The organism is Ornithinibacillus bavariensis, assembly GCF_018333235.1.
In the GTDB taxonomy this organism is placed as follows: domain Bacteria; phylum Bacillota; class Bacilli; order Bacillales; family Amphibacillaceae; genus Ornithinibacillus; species Ornithinibacillus bavariensis.
On sequence record NZ_BORP01000001.1, the window covers coordinates 403,362 to 420,343 of the forward strand.

19 protein-coding genes and 1 tRNA gene are annotated in these 16,982 nt (G+C 35.5%); 9 read left to right on the forward strand and 11 right to left on the reverse strand.

Annotated features, from left to right (window positions below; translation table 11 throughout):
- Positions 1 to 37 precede the first annotated feature (37 nt).
- Positions 38 to 526 (reverse strand): CotY/CotZ family spore coat protein, encoded by a 489-nt coding sequence (locus tag KI338_RS02020; RefSeq protein ID WP_212919298.1) that lies wholly within the window; start codon positions 524 to 526, stop codon positions 38 to 40.
- Positions 527 to 749: 223 nt separating this feature from the next.
- Between KI338_RS02020 and KI338_RS02025 the strand changes: the two genes are divergently transcribed.
- The 5 genes from KI338_RS02025 to KI338_RS02045 all read left to right on the forward strand — a co-directional run bounded on the left by KI338_RS02025 (position 750) and on the right by KI338_RS02045 (position 3,127).
- Positions 750 to 962 (forward strand): hypothetical protein, encoded by a 213-nt coding sequence (locus KI338_RS02025; RefSeq protein WP_212920068.1) that lies wholly within the window; start codon positions 750 to 752, stop codon positions 960 to 962.
- An 86-nt stretch (positions 963 to 1,048) separates the two neighbouring features.
- Positions 1,049 to 1,246, forward strand: a complete 198-nt coding sequence (locus KI338_RS02030; protein WP_212919299.1) for a hypothetical protein — start codon at positions 1,049 to 1,051, stop codon at positions 1,244 to 1,246.
- Between the two features lie 70 nt (positions 1,247 to 1,316).
- On the forward strand, positions 1,317 to 1,589 hold the full coding sequence (locus tag KI338_RS02035) for a hypothetical protein (protein ID WP_212919300.1): 273 nt from the start codon (positions 1,317 to 1,319) through the stop codon (positions 1,587 to 1,589).
- A gap of 82 nt (positions 1,590 to 1,671) precedes the next feature.
- Complete coding sequence (locus KI338_RS02040) at positions 1,672 to 2,349, forward strand: nucleoside deaminase (RefSeq protein ID WP_212919301.1); 678 nt, start codon at positions 1,672 to 1,674, stop codon at positions 2,347 to 2,349.
- 49 nt (positions 2,350 to 2,398) lie between these two features.
- Positions 2,399 to 3,127 carry a DinB family protein gene (locus KI338_RS02045; protein WP_244853289.1) on the forward strand — a complete coding sequence of 243 codons (729 nt, stop codon included), beginning with the start codon at positions 2,399 to 2,401 and terminating at the stop codon, positions 3,125 to 3,127.
- Between the two features lie 72 nt (positions 3,128 to 3,199).
- On the opposite strand, the gene KI338_RS02050 is transcribed toward KI338_RS02045, so the two are convergent.
- The 6 genes from KI338_RS02050 to KI338_RS02075 form a co-directional block, all read right to left on the reverse strand.
- The gene (locus KI338_RS02050; RefSeq protein WP_212919302.1) at positions 3,200 to 3,901 is read right to left on the reverse strand and encodes a YetF domain-containing protein; all 702 of its coding nucleotides are present in this window, start codon (positions 3,899 to 3,901) and stop codon (positions 3,200 to 3,202) included.
- A 124-nt stretch (positions 3,902 to 4,025) separates the two neighbouring features.
- Positions 4,026 to 4,451 (reverse strand): GNAT family N-acetyltransferase, encoded by a 426-nt coding sequence (locus KI338_RS02055; RefSeq protein ID WP_212919303.1) that lies wholly within the window; start codon positions 4,449 to 4,451, stop codon positions 4,026 to 4,028.
- A gap of 2 nt (positions 4,452 to 4,453) precedes the next feature.
- Positions 4,454 to 4,966, reverse strand: a complete 513-nt coding sequence (locus KI338_RS02060) for a YjcG family protein (protein WP_212919304.1) — start codon at positions 4,964 to 4,966, stop codon at positions 4,454 to 4,456.
- Positions 4,967 to 5,074: 108 nt separating this feature from the next.
- Positions 5,075 to 5,803, reverse strand: a complete 729-nt coding sequence (locus tag KI338_RS02065; protein WP_212919305.1) for an alpha/beta hydrolase — start codon at positions 5,801 to 5,803, stop codon at positions 5,075 to 5,077.
- A gap of 61 nt (positions 5,804 to 5,864) precedes the next feature.
- A complete protein-coding gene (locus tag KI338_RS02070; RefSeq protein WP_212919306.1) occupies positions 5,865 to 7,697 on the reverse strand; it encodes an ABC transporter ATP-binding protein in 1,833 nt (610 codons plus the stop codon).
- Positions 7,687 to 9,417, reverse strand: a complete 1,731-nt coding sequence (locus KI338_RS02075; RefSeq protein ID WP_212919307.1) for an ABC transporter ATP-binding protein — start codon at positions 9,415 to 9,417, stop codon at positions 7,687 to 7,689. The genes KI338_RS02070 and KI338_RS02075 overlap by 11 nt, the downstream gene beginning before the upstream one ends.
- A gap of 216 nt (positions 9,418 to 9,633) precedes the next feature.
- Between KI338_RS02075 and KI338_RS02080 the strand changes: the two genes are divergently transcribed.
- Together KI338_RS02080 and KI338_RS02085 are read left to right on the forward strand one after the other, a co-directional pair.
- Positions 9,634 to 10,002, forward strand: coding sequence for a YybH family protein (locus KI338_RS02080; RefSeq protein ID WP_212919308.1), 369 nt, complete (start codon positions 9,634 to 9,636; stop codon positions 10,000 to 10,002).
- A 138-nt stretch (positions 10,003 to 10,140) separates the two neighbouring features.
- A tRNA-Val gene (locus KI338_RS02085) sits at positions 10,141 to 10,213 on the forward strand.
- A 406-nt stretch (positions 10,214 to 10,619) separates the two neighbouring features.
- Here KI338_RS02085 and KI338_RS02090 read toward each other — a convergent pair.
- Positions 10,620 to 10,955, reverse strand: coding sequence for a L,D-transpeptidase (locus tag KI338_RS02090; protein ID WP_212919309.1), 336 nt, complete (start codon positions 10,953 to 10,955; stop codon positions 10,620 to 10,622).
- A gap of 596 nt (positions 10,956 to 11,551) precedes the next feature.
- On the opposite strand from KI338_RS02090, the gene KI338_RS02095 reads away from it, so the two are divergent.
- Positions 11,552 to 12,133: a TetR/AcrR family transcriptional regulator gene (locus KI338_RS02095; protein WP_212919310.1), complete on the forward strand. Its 582-nt coding sequence runs from the start codon at positions 11,552 to 11,554 to the stop codon at positions 12,131 to 12,133.
- A gap of 24 nt (positions 12,134 to 12,157) precedes the next feature.
- Positions 12,158 to 13,372 carry an MFS transporter gene (locus KI338_RS02100; RefSeq protein WP_212919311.1) on the forward strand — a complete coding sequence of 405 codons (1,215 nt, stop codon included), beginning with the start codon at positions 12,158 to 12,160 and terminating at the stop codon, positions 13,370 to 13,372.
- 129 nt (positions 13,373 to 13,501) lie between these two features.
- Here the strand turns inward: KI338_RS02100 and KI338_RS02105 are convergent, their stop codons facing one another.
- The 3 genes from KI338_RS02105 to KI338_RS02115 all read right to left on the reverse strand — a co-directional run bounded on the left by KI338_RS02105 (position 13,502) and on the right by KI338_RS02115 (position 16,729).
- Positions 13,502 to 14,329, reverse strand: coding sequence for an alpha/beta fold hydrolase (locus KI338_RS02105; RefSeq protein WP_212919312.1), 828 nt, complete (start codon positions 14,327 to 14,329; stop codon positions 13,502 to 13,504).
- Positions 14,330 to 14,946: 617 nt separating this feature from the next.
- The gene (locus KI338_RS02110) at positions 14,947 to 15,873 is read right to left on the reverse strand and encodes an ABC transporter permease (protein WP_212919313.1); all 927 of its coding nucleotides are present in this window, start codon (positions 15,871 to 15,873) and stop codon (positions 14,947 to 14,949) included.
- Positions 15,866 to 16,729, reverse strand: a complete 864-nt coding sequence (locus KI338_RS02115) for an ABC transporter permease subunit (RefSeq protein ID WP_212919314.1) — start codon at positions 16,727 to 16,729, stop codon at positions 15,866 to 15,868. Before KI338_RS02115 ends, KI338_RS02110 begins: the two co-directional genes overlap by 8 nt.
- Positions 16,730 to 16,982: the final 253 nt, after the last annotated feature.

Here is a 16,982-nt window from a genome sequence, read left to right on the forward strand (position 1 = left end):
CCATGGAAAGTCGAGCTTTCCATGGTGTATAATCTAATCAATCAAATACACTAATAGCTGGTAAGCAAGTTACATGACAGAAGCAATCTAGGTCTACCGTGATACAAATGCCAGTGTTTTGTAGATTATCAGTTTCTTGATCGCAAGGATCTTTTAAGTGCTCGCAATCACATTGGTCATCTGGATCAAGCAATAATTCTAGAACCGCACAGCATTCTTCTGTTACACTCTTCACACGGAAAATGAAGCTTGCTTTTATGTCGCCAATTGTACCTAACCCGTTACCACGTTTCGCCCCAAATCCTTTAAACGGCTTACAGTCACCTGCACAATATAGGATTACAGGAACTGTATCCAATCCGTTTCCAGGATTTGTTTCGCCTAATAAATCATTGATTGATTGTTCGCAGCTAGTTTCGCAGCAGTTTTCAAATACATCGTTTTGAGCATCGACAATATCGCGAAGAATCTCACATACGCAGGAATCATTTTCTCTTCCTTCTACTCTACCATGGCCACAACCCATGAAACATTTCTCCTTTCATTACTTTATTGACTTATTGTCTTTAATAGAATATGTGTATAAAGGCATATTGTGTGGGCACATGTACAATATTCTATTCTCGACTAATGTAAAAAAAACGTATTTACAGAAAAAAATAGTGAAAATATAGGGCAGTTGACTATACCCATTTGGGTAGTTTTCATAGACTAATAGCGAGCAAATTCTTATGAAGGAGTGACCATAGATGTCTGAAAATAAGAAGGTTATTCGTGTTAAAGACCTAGTAATTGAAGCGGAAAATGTCATTATTGAGACGAAAAGACGACATGATCCTTTTTTTGGGGGCTTTAGACGTGAGAGGGAAGAGGAGCGCTTAGAGTCAAGCATTAGAGAGTCAGTGAGTGTCGAACGCGATGGAGACGACGAACGCGACAGAAGACCTTTCTCCTGGATTTAACATATGAAGCAACAAACTTACCATATCCCATACCCATAGCAGCTTATATAGCTGCATTTTTTTAAAGCGAGGAGGGACAACACCCCATGGATCGTAATAAACTAATTAAAAATCTTGGCATTATCGAGAAGCACCTTGAACGGAATGAAAAATGGTTTCAACAGCCAGAAAAGAAAATGCTTGCTTTTGAAAAAGATATGGATGAATGGAATAGACGTTATCTAAAGACAATTGGAGATATAGAGTATTGGATAAGAGAATTAGAAAAGAAGATGGAAGGGTAATTTTATTTGGACAGTCATAAACTGTAGGAGAAATACGAATATTTTAAATAAAGGTTGAGGAGGTATGGATATGGGATATATTTTACCAATTCAACAACATGAATATGCGGATTATCAAAGACGAATGGTTACGCGAAAGAGAACAGTATCTTCTGTAAAAAAATCATATCGTGCCATTTTGCAATCTACTTATGAAGAGCTTCGAAGTGAGGAAGAAAAAAGGAGTCAACAAAACCATATTCCTTCTACTAAAGAAGAACAGGCTATTCTCTCCTATCCAAATATGGATAGGGTTTATTCCGATATTACTGGGATTGGGCAATTTTTCAATGAAAAGTTATAACTGGACTGTCTAAAAAATGATAGTCCTTTTTTTATTTCTTTATGTTAAGATGATTTAAAATAAATAAATAATGGGGGATATTATGGAGAATTGGAACGAATTAAGTGAACCCTGGAAAAGGTGCTTCTTACAAGCGTGGAAAGCATATTGTCATGGTTCTATACCAATTGGTGCGGTTCTTGTTGATTCAGAAGGAGAAATTTTTCTAGAGGGTAGGAATAGGGTACATGAACTGACTGCACCAGAAGGACAGTTATGTGATTGTCGAATCGCTCATGCAGAAATGAATGTATTAGTTCAAGTCAAAACAAGTGATTATGAAAAACTGTCTGGTGCAATGATTTATTCGACGATGGAACCATGTATTCAATGCTTTGGTGCAATTATTTTATCACGGATAAAAAATATTTCCTTTGCTGCTATTGATGATAAGCTTGCAGGAGCTACTACTTTAGAGGACAGGCATGGGTTTATCAAATCAAGAAATCTGAATATAGCTGGTCCATTTTCTCACTTAGGGGAAATTCAAATCATCTTACGTACAGATTTTTTATTAAGAATATTCGATTCTGAATATGCTGATCCATTAATTGCGGCACATGAGAAGGATTATCCAATTGGCGTAGCCTTAGGAAGACACTATCATCGTAATAATCGACTACAAGTAGCAAAGAAAGAAACAATTCCTTTTGGAGAACTGTTTAATGAGTTTTCTTTTGATATTAAGCGTGCAAGGGAAGGTTATACCTTGGGAAAATAAAAGAATTGAATGTTAGTTAATGCTTATTAGAAAAATAGAGTAATAAGGGGTGCTAGCCATCGATAAATTACAACGTAAAGACTGGAATAACAATCATAAACGATTAAGAGAACTTCTTAAAAAATCTGAATATCATTTAGAGGCTATTCAGTTGTTTCATTATCAGCATAGTTGGTTACATTCATCAAAAATAAATCAATTAGACTGGAATTATTCGACCTTACAAGACAATCTGTTAAATGGTTTAGACGTGGAAACATTTCGAAGGTTCCCGGTTTCTAACCCAGATACTAAAAATTCCATCGCATGGCATCTTTGGCACATAACGAGAGTAGAGGATATGACAATGAATATTTTAGTAGCTGATAAAGAACAGGTATACACGCTAGAAGATTGGCCATCTAAATTGAATATTCATGTGTATCATAGCGGGAATGAAATGGTTGACAAGGATATAGCACGATTAAGCTCCACCATTGACCTAGATGAATTATTAGTCTACAGAGATAGGGTAGGATTACAAACGCGTTGCATTATTTCAGCACTAACACCAGAAGATTTAAATAGGGCAGTTGAACCTAGTCATGTAAATCGCTTGTATCAGGAATGTGCGCTATTACCTGAGGCGAGCGGTATTGCTGAATATTGGGGTAAGAAATCAATTGCTGGTCTTCTGTTAATGCCGGGGACTAGGCATAACTTTTTACACTTAAATAAGGCCATCCGAATTAAGGAAAGCTTACAAAGGAAGGTTCGAGGTACTCGAATAACTAGATGATATAACAGCGAATATCGATATGCTTCCCCTAAGGAAGATAGAAAAAAAATTGTTTTTACCTTAGGGGGAGTTTTATTTATTCCTGTTTTTCCGATTGACGAAAGGTAATACTAGCAAATCTTCATCCTTCATATATTCTGCATAAAAGACATCGTTAACATCATCATAACCTTGTTCTTTCAGTTGTTCTATTAGCCATTGCTCTGTTAGATTTTTTTCCTCTAAATTATCATAAATTATTTCACCATCATTTATTAATGTAGTGGAGAGCTGTACTGGTTGAGGGGCAAGCTTCATATCCTTTCTGTTCGGAGTTTGATAATCAGATTTTTTTAATACGGAGATAGCACCATTTGTTTCTAGTATTGCATACTCAACTTCTTTTAACGAAAATACATCCTTTTCTCTAAGAAGATGTTGTAGTTGATTAATATCAAGCTTGTTTTTTGCCATTACATCGCGAATGAGCTTACCTTTACGGATAATAATCTCTGGAGACCCCTCTAATAAAAAACGTGTTCTTTTAAACTTTTGGGTGATCATTTCAACGAAATAAATTAACCCACCCCATATCAATATGACAAAGCCGATGTGAAGAACACCTGCTTTTTCCTCAAATAGAGCACTTCCTACTAGTTCACCTAATATAATGGCGGAAATAAAATCGAACGGAGTAAGTTGCGATATTTGCGTTTTTCCAAGTACTTTTGTTAGAAAGTACAGGATAAAAAATCCAAAGACTGACTCTATAAACATTTGCCAATATGAAAGCACTTCACAGCGTCCCCTTTCACCTTATAGGATGACCGGAATATGGTAAAACATACATTTCAAATTGGCGATAAAAATATTGCCCCTTCTCTACTTCGGAAAGTAAAGAAGGGGCAGTACTATAAAACTATAAGGATTCCTTTATCATCGTCACATGAGGAATACCAGCATCCAGAAACTTATCGGAAACTGTCTTGTAGCCTAGTTTTTGATAAAAGCCTTCTGCATGTGTTTGGGCATTTAGCTTGGCTCTTTTGTAGCCATTTTCTTTTATAATCTGTTCCATTGCAGCGATAATTTCCTTACCATATGATTTTCCACGAAATTCATTCAATACACAGATACGCTCTAATTTACCGTATTCTTCAACAAAACGCAATCTACTTGCAGCAATAGGCTTATTATCTTCATAGCCTACAAAATGAATTGCAGTTTTGTCATATTCATCTATTTCTTCTTCGACTGGTACCTTTTGTTCTTCCACAAATACAAGGGTACGTATACGAAATGCATGTTCTTTTTCTTTAGCATTTTGTGTTATTTTTATGTCCATACTTATTCCTTTCCAAATACAAAAGATTCATATACTGTCCATGAACCATTCTCGAGCTGATATAGAAGTTGGAAACGATCTATTATTTCTTCAAATTGAAAGTTTCTCATTTTCAAACGACCAAAAACATCAGAGTATTCATCGTCAAGTAATTTTTGCCCAATCGTAATATGCGGTACAAATGTATATTTCGTATTTTGTGGGAATTTTCCAGAGTGTAGCTTCTCATAAAGACCATCAAGCTGTTGATTTGGTTCGACTTTCAAGTAAATGGTATTCGTTACTGGAACGAAGGAGCTAACCTTATTGATACGAATTGTAATCGGTTCTGTTTCATTAGCAATGCGCTTCATTTCCGGTACTAGCTCGTCGATTAATGCATCATCTGCTTCAAATGCCTCTTTAATTGTAATATGTGGTGGAATTAATGGGTAGTGCGGGTCATAACGTTTACGATATGAGTTTGCCTCATCTTGAATTTTTTTGGAAGGGAAAATTGCAATACCGTATTTCATGTTATACCTCCTACAGTTTATTTTAATTATTGTTTATGATTTCTCTTAATTTATAATAAAAAATAAGCTAAGAAAAGTGTTTTTTTACCTATTTAAACAATATTGTAATTAATTTCCGAAAATGGATGTCAAGGCATTTGTCATATCTGCTTGCCAATACTTCCAAGTATGTTTGCCATCAGGTATCTCTTTGTAGAAGTATGTGAGCCCTTTTTCATCTAAAAGCTCTTTCAGCTTTCTGTTAGGTGTTATGAAATCAACATTTGGCTTTTCAGTTGTCTCTACATTCGTTTCAGCTGTACCTATTGTATGATAAATATCCAAAGCCTGTATCTTATTTGCATTTTGAACAGCTTCTAGTACGATGTCATCCACAAGCGGAGACTGCATAATGACTTTTCCAAATGTATTTGGATATCGGATTGCCGTTAGTAAAGCGAGAGTACCTGCTAGTGAATCTCCCATTAAAGCACGAGTTCCCCCCATATGATAGGTAGGAAGGAAGTCATCTAATAATGGAATAACCTCCTTAATTAAAAACTTCGTATATGCTTCATATTGTTCACCCTTTGGATGATACTTTTTTAATCGATCGTACCGATCCTTATAATGAATTCCAACAAAAACTGTATTTTCAATTTCAGCTTCCTCATGTAATCGGTCGCTAAATGTAGCAACCCTACCGAGCTGATAATAATCATTGCCATCCTGCATGATACAGATATGGTATTTATACAAAGGTGAAAAAGATTCTGGCAAATAGATTTTTAGTGTAATTGTTTCATGTAAATAATTACTAGTAATTTCTCTTTCAAGCATTTTTCCTTTTCTGCCCATTTTAACTCACCTCATTAGCTTCATAACCATAGTTTACCATGAAAATAGGGGAGTTGTAATGTTAACTACCAACAACTTCACGAAGCTGGCTTTTATATAGGTTGTAGTAATGTCCTTTCTTGTTCAGTAGTTCTTCATGACTTCCTTTTTCTAAAATGTGCCCATGCTCTAGCATAATGATTTGGTCTGCTTCCTGTATGGTATTTAAGCGGTGGGCAATGATGAAGCTCGTTCTCCCTTTCATCAATTCCTTTAAAGCTTCCTGTATTTTTAGTTCGGTTATTGTATCAATATTGCTAGTAGCTTCATCTAATATTAATATAGAAGGCTCTGCAACAAAGGCCCTTGCTATTGTTAATAATTGTTTTTGCCCCTGACTGATTCCACTACCGTCCTGGTCTAGAACGGTATCATAGCCTTCTGGTAATTGTTCAATAAAATCATGTGCATTGGCTTTCTTAGCTGCATTTTCGACCTCTTCATCTGTCGCATCTAAACGGCCGTAACGAATATTTTCACGAATCGTAGCATGGAAGAGGAAGGAGTCCTGTAAAACGAAAGCCATATGAGACCGAAGACTAGAACGTTTAATATTCTTTAACTCAATTCCATCTAATGTAATTCTACCACTGTCATAATTATAAAAACGGGAAATCAGATTAATCATGGTAGTTTTACCGGCTCCAGTATGGCCGACAAAGGCAACGGATTGACCAGGTACCGCCTCAAAGGTAACATTAGATAATGTAGCGTTCTCCTCATACCCAAATGACACATTTTCAAAGGAAAAATGCCCATTTGTATGTGTTAGCTCTATTGCTCCATCTTCATCTAGCTCTTCTTCCACCTCATCCATTACATGAAATACGCGCTCCGCACCAGCTACTGCAGAAAGAAGTAAATTAAATTGATTAGAAAGTTCGTTTAATGGTCGGGTGAACTGTCTCGCGTACTCGGTGAAGATAACAATTACCCCAACAGTTACCAATTCTGTATTTAATGCAAGAACTCCACCAACCAGCGCAATCATACCAAAGCTTAAAAAGTTAAGCATGTTCATTACCTTTGGAATAAAGCCAGATATCGTTAATGACCAGAACCCAGAATGATTTAGATCTTTATTCCTTTTCTCAAATTCGTTAATAACACGCTCCTCTTGGGAATATGTTTTGATAACATGCTGTCCGGAAATGGTTTCTTCCACATAACCATTGAGCTCTCCAAGGCGCTTTTGCTGAAGTTTGTACAATGGACCAGTACGTCTAGTAATCCAACGGGTAGCAGCAAACATAACTGGAACAATGGACATGGTTACAATGGTTAGTAGTGGGCTTAAATAGAGCATTACTGCGATAGTTCCAATAAGAGTAATGATACTAGAAAACACTTGGATAACAGATTGATTCAATGTATTATTGACGTTATCAATATCATTGGTTACACGGCTCATTAATTCACCGTGCTGTCTTTTATCAAAGTATGCGATTGGTAAACGGTGGAATTTACGGAATAAATCAGAACGCAAATCGTACACGGTATTTTGGGCAATTCCAATCATCCAAAAGCTTTGAAGAAAGACAGAAAGGGAGTGACATATATAGACGGTAATCAAACCAATCACTAATAAACCAAGTCCGGATACTTCCTTCGTAACAATAAAGCTATCAATTGCCTTACCAACCATAAATGGACCGAGTAAGCTCATAGCAGAGCTGATGAGTACCATTAAAATAACGAGCCATAATTTTGCTTTTTCTCTAGCTAAATAAGACCAAACTCGCTTTATGGTACCGACCGCATCATTCGCTCGTTTTTTAGTGACTTCTTCAGCTATCGAATTGATTGGTATTTTTTTATATTGAAAAGGATGTTTAAGCGCTTGTTTAATGGACATGTGGAAGCTCCTTTCCAAATTGGGATTCAACAATCCTCTGATAAAATTCGGACTCATGCATTAATTCTTCATGTGTACCGATTGATAAAATATTTCCTTCATCTAATAACAAAATTCGATCTGCGTTCATGGCAGTAGAAACCTTTTGTGTAATAATCAATAGAGTATTCAAGTCGTCCTGGATAGCATCAAGTAATCGGGCTTCGGTAGCTAAATCGAGTGCACTTGTACTGTCATCTAGCATTAAGATTTTAGGTTTCCGAATTAATGCTCGAGCAATAGAAATTCGCTGCTTTTGACCACCAGATAAATTTACCCCTTTTTGACCAATTTGTGTTTCGTACTGATTAGGTAATTCCATAATGGTATCATGTATTTGCGCATTTTTTGCTGCTTTTATTATTTCATCCTCTGTTGCATTGTCTTTTCCCCAAGAGATATTGTCTTTGATCGGACCACTAAATAAGAGTGGACTCTGTGGAACATAGCCAATACTCTTGCGTAATATATCCAATCGATAGGAAGTGATTGGTTTATCATCAATAAGAATTTCACCGTCTAATACATCATATAGTCTTGGAATCAGTTGAAATAAGGATGACTTACCTGATCCAGTTGCACCAATAATTGCTAGCTTTTCCCCGGGATATACGGTAAAGCTTACGTTGAATAATACAGGTGAATCAGAAGTAGGGTACTGAAATGATACATCCCGAAAATCAATTTTTCCTTCTGTTACTATCTGGTTCATGTCTGCATCGTTATGATCTAATAGATCAACCTCCTCTAACAGTACCTCGCTAATTCGTTCAGAAGATGCCTTCGTACGCGAAATCGCCATAATAATGAATGAAAACATTGAAATTGCCATTGCTACACGCATCGCATAGTTCACAGTAGCTACCACATCTCCAACTTCTGTAGTACCAGCTAGGGACTGATTATTCCCAATCCAGAGAATCACAATAATACTTAAGTTCATGACAAAAAGAAGAACAGGCATAGATGCCTCTATAAAGCGAAAAGTTCTTCTCGTAACATCACGAAGATTTGTATTCGCATCCTGGAAGCGTTCTTCCTCAAAGTCGCGTCTGAAGAAAGCTTTGATTAACCGCATTCCTGCAAGGTTCTCCTGCATTACTTGATTCACATTGTCGATGCTTTTTTGCACATGGTTAAACATTTTAGAGGCAAACTTTAATACCCATAATAGGAATCCTATTAAAAGTGGAACGGTTATTAGGAAAATAATCGCTAATCTTGGATTGACGACAAATGCCATAATCACGCCACCTATTGCTAGTAATGGTGCCTTGGCCATGATTCGCAGCCCCATGAAAATAGTGTTCTGAACCTGGCGTACATCATTGGTGAAGAGTGTCATAAGATGGGATGTTGGATAGTGATTCAAATTTGCAAAGGAAAATTCCTGGATTTTTCGGAACAGCCTTTCCCGAATATCATGTGCAAACCCCCAGCTTACGTGGGATGAAAAAAAGGAATTAGTCAATCCAGAAATAAATGAGAAAAGTGCAAGCCCAATCATAATACTTCCCCACATAACGATGTTACCTAAATCTTTATTTAGTACGCCATCATCAATCATTTTGCCAAGAAAGAAAGGAAGTAGTAGTTCCACGGCAAGTTCAATAAGCATCAGACTGAATGCGACAATTGCACCAATTTTATATGGCTTTAAAAAAGAAAAGACCGTTTTCACAAAAGTAAACCCCCGTTGTCGAAATAATGAAACTTTTTATCGTAATATATTAGATGATTATAATTATATCGGATAAATCGGTATTGTTCCAAGGATATATTTCGAGTGTCGAATAAAATGGGAGGTTTATAGCTTAGAGAAAAAAATATAAAGGTAAATATATTTATAATGTCGAATTTAAATATGATTGAAGTAATTCGAAGAGGGGGATAGTGAATGACTTTTAGACAAGCTCTAACGTTTCATTTGAATTCGGTGATGAAGAAAAACATAACGGATTTTGATTCTACCATTCATCCAGTTTCAATTTCATTAGTTTTGGGTAATGGGAAGCTAATCCAAAGTAGAGAGGAATTCATCCGTTTCCATGAGGATTGGTTTGCTGATAATGATTGGTGCATTGAGTTTGAAGTGATAAATACTAGAGAAACAGAACAAATGGCATCCGCACTACTTTATGTACATTATGATGATTTTGATGAGAAAGGAAATCCATATCAATTGAATTATTATCTACATCTTCTTTTTGAAAATGTGAATGGGAAGTGGCTATTGGTATTTGATCAAAATACGAATATTAGGTAAGTATATAATAATGTTACCCTACCCTCTACCTGGATAAGGTGGAGGGCAGCTCATGTTCGATACGATGTATCTTTATATAGATTGACAGGTTTTCATCCTTTCCATATAATAATAGATACTAGACAAGTATAATAACATGATTCCGTAGCTCAGCAGGGAGAGCGCCACCTTGACAGGGTGGAGGTCGTTGGTTCGAGCCCAATCGGAATCATCAGCATTAAACATTGATATAAAGCGATTCCTGAGAAGTAAAGGAATCGCTTTACTATTTTATAATCCTCATTTTGCCGACAGAGTATTTCTCCTTTCAACTGTATTTATTAGATTGGGATCAATTAAATGCACTTGTCCATTTTAACAATCCCTTTCTCATAAAATATTATGTTTTAATACCATTCTAAACTAATGAAAGTAAAGTTGAATGAATTCTACATGAAATAGATTCATAATATCTTTTCCTGTTACGTTAAACTGCTTGTCTACATAAAAGTAGGTATGCAAAAAGGATAACCCAGACCTTATAATTATCATGAAGAAAAAGAGCAAGAAATGAGAGAGCTTTTGGGGAGCGGGATTTGAAGTACTGATTTTTACAGCATGAGGCACAATCCTTATAATTATTTACGAATAACAACATCAGTACCAATTGGGACTCTAGATGCTAAATCCAAAACATCTCGGTTATACATTCTAATACATCCATGTGAAACATTCTTACCAATTGAAGATGGGTTATTTGTCCCATGTATACCGTAATGAGGTTTTGACAGGCCCATCCAAAATACACCATATGGTCCACCTGGATTAGGTTGTTTATTAATTATTTTATAAGATCCAAAAGGAGTGGGCGACACTATTTTTCCAACAGCAATAGGATAGGTTTTTATAAGGGTGCTTCCATCAAAAAGCTTTAATTGATGTTTTGACATCGAAACATTAATCCATTTCACCATGATAATCAACTCCAATTTTAATAATATTGTATGAGGGAAGTATCTATTTTGTTAATCAATAGGAAATGAATAACTATTGCTGCGATTGATGCAATAATAATAGCTATCATATGTAATCATTGTTCTTATTCCTGTGATCATACAGCACCTAAAATTGTTAGACTAAAACTAATTAGTAAAGATGTGATGAAGCAGATAAATAATGATGAAAGCATTTAAGGTTTTAATCAGATAAAACACAACAGCACTTTCCTTTTTTGGGAGAGTGCTGTTTTTTATTTTCTGATAATATTAATATTATTAGTCTACTATCCATTTAGCGGTAAGGTCAGTGGCAAATCCACTATTTGAAATATAATAGTGGATTTCTTTAATAGCTATGTCTCTATTATACATATATGAATAATATCCATTTTCCTAAATTTGTCTTCACGGTATTAATATTTAAAGAGTAAACTGAATCACCAGAAATATCGTTTAAAGGGTAGGTTTCAGAAGTTGCCCAATCATCAAGCTCTCAGTCATTCTTCCTTGCCATAGTTATAACATTTTGCTACTATGTACCTTACGACCGTTCGTTAGTAAGGGGTATATTAATGAAGAGTGATCAAATAAAAACAGTCGCTTTAAAATACTTTACGATACATGGATATGAAGGTGCGTCTTTATCCCAGATTGCAGAAGAGGTTGGCATGAAGAAACAATCGATTTATGCACATTTTAAAGGGAAGGACGATTTATTTTTACAAGTATTACATGATGCAAAGGAAAATGAATTATCTGCTACACGACAATATTTTAATTCACTTAATTCGTATAATCCTAAAGAAGATTTATATGGATTTCTAAGGTTTGTCATTAATCTATTTCAAAAAAGTGAGCAGTTAAAGTTTTGGCTAAGAATGTCTTTTTTTCCTCCGGCTCATCTTGCAAAGGAAATAGAGGCAGAAGCTGTTGATATTGATGAGGTAGTACACGAGCTTCTTGAGAATAAATTCCAGACCTGGCTTGATGCATCCTTACTTGTAGGATTTTCGGCAAGAACACTGACGCTTGCCTTTTTAGGAGTAGTGGATTCCATCTATCTGGAACTAGTATACGGAAATGATGAAAAAAGACTAGAAGAAAAACTAGAGGCATCATGGAAAATTTATTGGAAAGGTATCTCACAGCGTTGAATTAGCAAAAGAGAGGAAAATTATATGCAAAAACCTATAAAAGAACAAAAAATGATTATCATTATATTACTTAGCAATATATTTATCCCATTTCTTGGTATCGGACTTATTATTCCGGTAATGCCTTCATTTATAAATATCATGGACTTATCAGGACAAACAATGGGTTATCTTGTGGCGGTTTTTGCTGTTACACAATTACTTGTTTCACCAATTGCTGGACGTTTTGTTGATCAATTTGGTAGAAAGAAAATGATCATTATCGGGCTATTCCTTTTTGGAGTATCGGAGCTCATCTTTGGGTTAGGAACACATGTGTCAGTGCTTTATGTTTCACGAATGCTAGGAGGGGTTTGCGCAGCCTTAATTATGCCAGGAGTAACTGCTTATATAGCTGATGTTACTTCCATTAAGGAACGTTCTAAAGCCATGGGATATATGTCTGCAGCCATTAGCACTGGTTTTATAATTGGACCAGGGATTGGAGGATTTATAGCGGAGTACGGTATCCGAATGCCGTTTTACTTTGCAGCAGCGATCGCTTTTCTAGCTTGTATTATTTCGATATTTATCCTAAAGGAGCCACTTACAAAGGAACAGCTTGCTGAAATCTCTGCGAATTCAAAACGAAGCAATATTTTAAGAGATTTTAAAAAGTCCCTTCATCCATCATACTTTATCGCATTTGTTATTGTTTTTGTTCTTGCTTTTGGATTGTCAGCATATGAAACAGTATTTAGTCTGTTTTCTGATCATAAATTCGGTTTCACTCCAAAAGACATTGCTGTGATTATTACAATTAGCTCCATCTTTGGAGTACTTGTACAACTTTTCCTGTTTGGAAAAATGGTAGATACACTCGGTGAAAAGAAATTGATCCAAATTTGCTTAGTAGTCGGAACAATTTTAGCAGTTGCTTCGGCAGTAGTATCAAGCTTCTTAATGGTACTAATCGTTGCATCGATCATCTTCTTAGCATTTGATTTATTACGACCTGCTTTAACCACTTATTTATCAAGGGCAGCAGGTAAAGAACAGGGATTTGTTGCAGGTATGAACTCAACCTATACGAGCTTAGGTAATATCGTGGGTCCAGCCCTGGGTGGCATGCTATTTGATGTGAACATTCACTATCCATATTTGTTTGCCGCAGTTATTATGTTTTTAGGCTTTGGATTAACATTTATTTGGAAAGTATCATTAGCTGAAGTGGATGCAGACACAATTAAGATAGGCTGAACTATTATTTTTGACGTGTGAAAAATTGTTAATCCATCCTATACTGCCCCCAATTGTTAATTTAGTTTATCAATAACAATTGGGGGCAGTATATCTTATTAAAGTAATCAGCATATTAACTAAACTAAATTAGTTAAAAAAATCCTCTACTAAACGATTAATTTCATTAGGCTTCTCCATAAAGGTCCAATGGCCACAATTATGTACCTCATGTAGTTCAGCATGGGATAGGAAGTTTGTTAGTAGTTTTTTTATTTTCCTTGGTGGAAGGATATCGTGGCTTCCTTGCGCGATAAGTATCGGTATTTCTTTAAGTTTATCTAGTTCTGTCGTAAGATCGTAATTATTGCTAATATCCTCACCAATGAAATGGTTAACCGTCTGGTTCATCATGGTCTGTGCTTTATTTTCAATGGAACTTTTTGCAAATACATAATATGGATCTAAAATTTGTAAAACATCCTCAACCGAAGCAGTTCCTTTGTTCATTTTTCTTTCTACATGGACTAGTTTAACTTTGTCTTTTATGGAGATTTTTTTCAATAATTCTCTTTCAAAGGATTTAAGTCCAGCAGCATTTATTCCGATAGTAGCAGTAAGAAAAAGCTTCTTCACCTTTTCTGGATAGGTAGTTGCATAAAGCAATGCTAAAATACTTCCCCAAGATTCTCCAAATAGGTTCATTTTTTTTAGATTTAGTTCCTTGCGTAATTCTTCTAATGTTTCCACTTCTTCACGCATCGTATATTGATTGTTGGGGTCTCTTTCAGATCTACCACACCCCCTCTGATCATATAAAACTAGCCTAAATTTTTTGGATAAGGGCAATATATACGGTAGGAAAAAACGATGCTCACTACCTGGTCCTCCATGTAGGAAGACTATAGCTTCTCCTTCTCCAATCATCTGAACAAAGATTTTTTGTCCATTTATCCTTTTATATTGAGCTGTAGACATAGCAACCTCTCCAATATTGATCATATTACAATATGTTTATTAACAGTCCTACTACTATATGTAAGCAAAAACAATCGAAAAAATGCTTACCTAATACAAAAACCTTCCATACCTCTTCAACAAGAGAATATTTCTAAAAATCTACACAGGTGAAAATGTCCACGTGCTATCCTTTTTTCGAGTGATTCTTTTTGAACTGGTGTTGTAGTAATTCTTTTCTTTCAATCTGGTTTATTTGTACTGATATTCAATTAATAGGGATTGGTTAAATATGCTCCGGAAAAACCCTATAATTGCAAGGGAAAATAAAAGGGGGAGGAGAAAGTCAGAAACAATAGAAGAGTGGCTAATTCGGTTGGGGAAAAAGATGGATACTGAGGGTTATCAGAAAGTACGCTATAGTATTTTATACGTAACCTACAAAGAGATTATGGATCTGAAAAAGAGTCTTAAGGTAATGGAGGAGAATTCTTCCCGTATAAAACGATTATCTGAGAACAATAATAAATGAATCTATTAAATCGAAGAGAACCTCAGCTTGATGATATTTTTAAACCGCACCCCATTTATAATACACAGTATGTTCGTTAAGGATGCGGTTCATTTCGGGTTCTTATTTAGATATGTGGAAACTTCTGTAAGGTAGATTTGTGTTTTAGTTCGATTCCCCTTGATAACATATAAAAAGAAAATAAGAGGAAAATAAAGGCAAGTAAAGGGAAGTATAAAATCCACTGAGAATCATACACAAAGGATCGCCATTGTCCAATTAAACCCGCCCAATCCCTACTAATGGAAATATATACTGGTGGGTCACCTCCACCTAAGCGAAATATGGTACCCCCAAGGAAAAGATTAAAAATGCCTAACTGTCCTATTAAGGTAAGAACTAAAATGATTTCTTTTACAAACATGACAAGTAGTGTTCCTCTTAAATGTGGTAAAATATGCTTCCATAGAATACGTAATTTACCTGCGCCTAGTGCTTTAGTCGCTATAATAAATTGCTCTTTTCTTAGCTCACTTGTTTTACTATACGTAGCAGCATATACCCCAGGGAATCCTATAATAACCATTAAAAATGACTGTAATAATACTAACTCCATGACAGATAATGAGGAATTGATAGTTATACCAACAAGTAAAAAATAAACAATTAAAAAAGCAGGGATACTACCAAGTAGCCCGAATATTGACTGCTTTGTTTTTTTCTTCTCTTTGTTAGACAGCCCAAACCATATTCCAAGAGAACCACCAATTAAGATTCGTAAAAATGCAACCCCAATCCCTACAAACAAGGTATATTTCGCTCCATATAGTAGTAATGTCAGGATGTCATATCCCCATTGATCAGTCCCAAGAAGGTGCTTCTTCGAGGGAGGATAGGGGGAGGTGTAAAAGCCGAAATCATCGGAGCTGTTATAATAATATCCTGTAGGCTCTACATAGTCCTTTTCATATGGGGCAAAAAATGGTCCAAAAATGGCAATGAGTATGAGGAAGCTGCATGCAATGATTCCTAGCCATAACCGCCAATTACCCATGTGCAAACACCCTCTCCATGATCAAAATGAGTAGCCTAAGCAACCAATAGATTAGTAAATAAAGCAGAACAAGTGAAAATAATGTATTTACAACAAGATTATATTGATACATTGTCCCACCAAATAACAATGTAGTAAGTCCTCTTACATTAAACAGATACTCCACAATAAATAGATTGCTCATCATTATAGCGATAACTTTATGTAAATCTGCCTTTAAGTAAGGTAAGACATTACGAATGACATGGTGCATATAGATGTGCCGCTTTTTTAACCCTTTAGCTTTTGCAGATAAAATATAATCTTCAGCAAGCACATCGTACGTCCGCTCTGATAATGTGCGAATTAAGTAAATCGTAGGTATCAATGTTAGTGTTATTAATGGCAGTAAAAAGGCATTTTCATCTGCGGAGCGGGAGGCAACTTTAGCTATCTTAAATCCAGTTGACTGATAGATAAATACAACTCCAAGCTGTAAAAATAAGATTAAAATAAAGTCAGGTAAGGTACCAAGGAAACCGATGATGTCCTTCACCCACTCCCTTTTCGATTTACTGGACCACGCTGAAACTAGCATACTCATACAAATAGTAATAAAGCCAGAAAGGGTAAGATATTGTAGTGAAGTTAGAAAATAAGGAGGTAAATCGGCAAGAAGATTGTATGTTCCGCTTTTTCCAACCTGATAATGAAAGATTTCTCCGTTCCCTATACTGGCGACATAATCTTTGACGTAAAAGAGTATTACCTGGAAATCAATTACTAGATTTCCTTCTGTAATAGTGATAGAAAATGGGATGGTAGCTAATAGGAAAATAAATGCCGCTACGCCAGCAATGGATAATGTAGTACGCATAATCAATCTTCCTCGTTGAATTATTTTTATAGACTAAATAAAAATTATCACTAACGAAAAATTTGGTCAAGTCGTAATTGTTAAAAAATATATGCATTTATTTGGAATTTTATCTTTCTATTAGTTTTCGTTATAGCTTTTTAAAGAAACCCTTCATTAGTATGGTTAAATTTTAGGAAGTTAGGTCTTTATTAAGCTCAATGTGGATTTCTTATACGCAAGAAAGTCTTATATACTATAATGTATATATTCT

Bases quoted from the DNA above. Each gene is read 5' to 3' on its own strand.
- KI338_RS02095 (WP_212919310.1), top strand. From the start codon at position 11,552: ATGAAGAGTGATCAAATAAAAACAGTCGCTTTAAAATACTTTACGATA.
- KI338_RS02100 (WP_212919311.1), top strand. From the start codon at position 12,158: ATGCAAAAACCTATAAAAGAACAAAAAATGATTATCATTATATTACTT.
- KI338_RS02035 (WP_212919300.1), top strand. From the start codon at position 1,317: ATGGGATATATTTTACCAATTCAACAACATGAATATGCGGATTATCAA.
- KI338_RS02110 (WP_212919313.1), bottom strand. From the start codon at position 15,873: ATGGGTAATTGGCGGTTATGGCTAGGAATCATTGCATGCAGCTTCCTC.
- KI338_RS02105 (WP_212919312.1), bottom strand. From the start codon at position 14,329: ATGTCTACAGCTCAATATAAAAGGATAAATGGACAAAAAATCTTTGTT.
- KI338_RS02020 (WP_212919298.1), bottom strand. From the start codon at position 526: ATGGGTTGTGGCCATGGTAGAGTAGAAGGAAGAGAAAATGATTCCTGC.
- KI338_RS02070 (WP_212919306.1), bottom strand. From the start codon at position 7,697: ATGTCCATTAAACAAGCGCTTAAACATCCTTTTCAATATAAAAAAATA.
- KI338_RS02040 (WP_212919301.1), top strand. From the start codon at position 1,672: ATGGAGAATTGGAACGAATTAAGTGAACCCTGGAAAAGGTGCTTCTTA.
- KI338_RS02115 (WP_212919314.1), bottom strand. From the start codon at position 16,729: ATGCGTACTACATTATCCATTGCTGGCGTAGCGGCATTTATTTTCCTA.
- KI338_RS02090 (WP_212919309.1), bottom strand. From the start codon at position 10,955: ATGGTGAAATGGATTAATGTTTCGATGTCAAAACATCAATTAAAGCTT.
- KI338_RS02065 (WP_212919305.1), bottom strand. From the start codon at position 5,803: ATGGGCAGAAAAGGAAAAATGCTTGAAAGAGAAATTACTAGTAATTAT.
- KI338_RS02080 (WP_212919308.1), top strand. From the start codon at position 9,634: ATGACTTTTAGACAAGCTCTAACGTTTCATTTGAATTCGGTGATGAAG.
- KI338_RS02025 (WP_212920068.1), top strand. From the start codon at position 750: ATGTCTGAAAATAAGAAGGTTATTCGTGTTAAAGACCTAGTAATTGAA.
- KI338_RS02055 (WP_212919303.1), bottom strand. From the start codon at position 4,451: ATGGACATAAAAATAACACAAAATGCTAAAGAAAAAGAACATGCATTT.
- KI338_RS02030 (WP_212919299.1), top strand. From the start codon at position 1,049: ATGGATCGTAATAAACTAATTAAAAATCTTGGCATTATCGAGAAGCAC.
- KI338_RS02060 (WP_212919304.1), bottom strand. From the start codon at position 4,966: ATGAAATACGGTATTGCAATTTTCCCTTCCAAAAAAATTCAAGATGAG.